Annotated in this window: 2 protein-coding genes; both read right to left on the bottom strand. The window is 72.9% G+C overall.

Annotated elements, in window-relative coordinates:
• The coding region (locus MTQ10_RS30285; RefSeq protein WP_247473844.1) for a DedA family protein at positions 1–619 on the bottom strand (619 nt) is incomplete at its 3' end.
• Positions 620–776: 157 nt separating this feature from the next.
• Entirely contained in the window at positions 777–1,268 is a 492-nt protein-coding gene (locus tag MTQ10_RS30280) for a DoxX family protein (protein WP_247473841.1), read from the bottom strand.
• Between the last annotated feature and the right edge of the window lie 280 nt (positions 1,269–1,548).

Below are 1,548 nucleotides of genomic sequence, written 5' to 3'. Positions count from 1 at the left end.
CGTCCGCAACACCGGCCCCCGCCCCGGCCACGAACAGCGCCGCGAAGGACACGAGCGTCGCCAGCCACCGCGCCCCCAGCCAGTGCGCACCGAAGTACCCGAGCGCCGTACTGAACGCCGCCCAGGACAGCCCGGCCAGCGCCGACCAGGGAAGGAAGTCGCGGGCCCGCCGGTGCAGCACACCCGCGGTGAAGGAGACGACGGACCGCCCGGCGGGCGCGAACCGCGCCAGGATGACGAGCGCCCCGCCCCCCTGCGCGAGCGCCGCGCCGAGACGTTCCTGCGCGGTGCGGAGCCGCCGGGACCGGGCGAGGGCCCGGTCGAGGCGGGGCCCGCCGCGCCAGGCGAGCCGGTAGGCGACAAGGTCACCCACCACGGACGCGGTCGCCGCGGAGAGGATGAGGAAGAGCACGTCGGGCACATCGCCCTGCGCGGCGGCCCCCGCCCCCGCGGCCGTCCCGGCGGCGGATCCGGCTGCCGCCGCCGTGGCCGCGGCGATGACGAGCACGCCGCTCGGCAGGATCGGCAGGAACACGTCCAGCAGTACCGAGACGGCGACGACCGCGTAGATCCCTGGGGCGGAGGTCAGTGACCCGACCTCCGCCAGACTTTCCCACACCGCTGACTCCCCGTGGTCCCCCGTGGGCCGTACCGAGCCGCGGTGTCGCGGGGAGCGGCAGGAGCGGCCTATGACAGCCATACAGCGTACGCCGGGCTGTGACGCATGGTGCACGGGGGGTGTACTGAGCAGCGATCAGGCGGGAAACCAGGGTGGGTCACGCGGCGGCCGAGGCCCGCTCCTCTCTGTCTCCGGCCTGCCCGCCGTCGCCGCTGCTGTCGCCCCTGAAGCGGCTGCCGAGGTCACCGCGCCGGATCACCTGGTCGAGGGCGAACGCCCCGGACCCGCTGAACATCAGCAGCAGGAAGCCCCAGCAGAACATCGCCGCGGCCTCGCCGCCGTTCTGGATGGGGAACAGCCCGTTGGACTGGTGGACGTCGAAGTAGGCGTAGGCCATGGACCCGGAGGCGAGGAGCGCGGCGGGGCGGGTGCCGAGGCCGAGGAGGACGAGGCCGCCGCAGACGAGCTGGATGAGGGCGGCGTACCAGCCGGGCCAGGTCCCGGAGGGGATGGTGCCGCCGTCGGTGCCGACCGCTCCGCCGAGGACGCCGAAGAGCGAGGCGGCGCCGTGGCAGGCGAAGAGCAGGCCGATGACGATGCGGAAGAGCCCGAGGACGTACGGCTGGGCGCTGTTGAGGCGTCCGGTCATATGGGGAGCACTCCTTCGGTACTGAGCGGTCCGGCCCGTGAGCGAACGGGCCGGTCGGGGACGTCGGCACCGATCGAGTCGGGTGGGGACCGACCGGGGGATGTCGGTACCGAGTGAGCGTCAGGTTAGGGACGCCTAATTGATGCTTGCAAGTTCAACATTCGGCCAAATCTGTCGCATCCGACACCACCCGAAAACGCCCATACCACCCGCACCGTCCCCCGATCCGAGCCCCAGGTGTCACACCCGTACCCGAGACCGACCCCGAACCCCCCCACCC

The organism is Streptomyces sp. XM83C (assembly GCF_023072675.1).
Taxonomy (GTDB): Bacteria; Actinomycetota; Actinomycetes; order Streptomycetales; family Streptomycetaceae; genus Streptomyces; species Streptomyces thermocoprophilus.
This window is presented reverse-complemented; position numbering and strand designations above follow the sequence as displayed.

Coding starts and splice junctions, on each gene's coding strand:
- MTQ10_RS30280 (WP_247473841.1), bottom strand. CDS start 1,268: ATGACCGGACGCCTCAACAGCGCCCAGCCGTACGTCCTCGGGCTCTTC.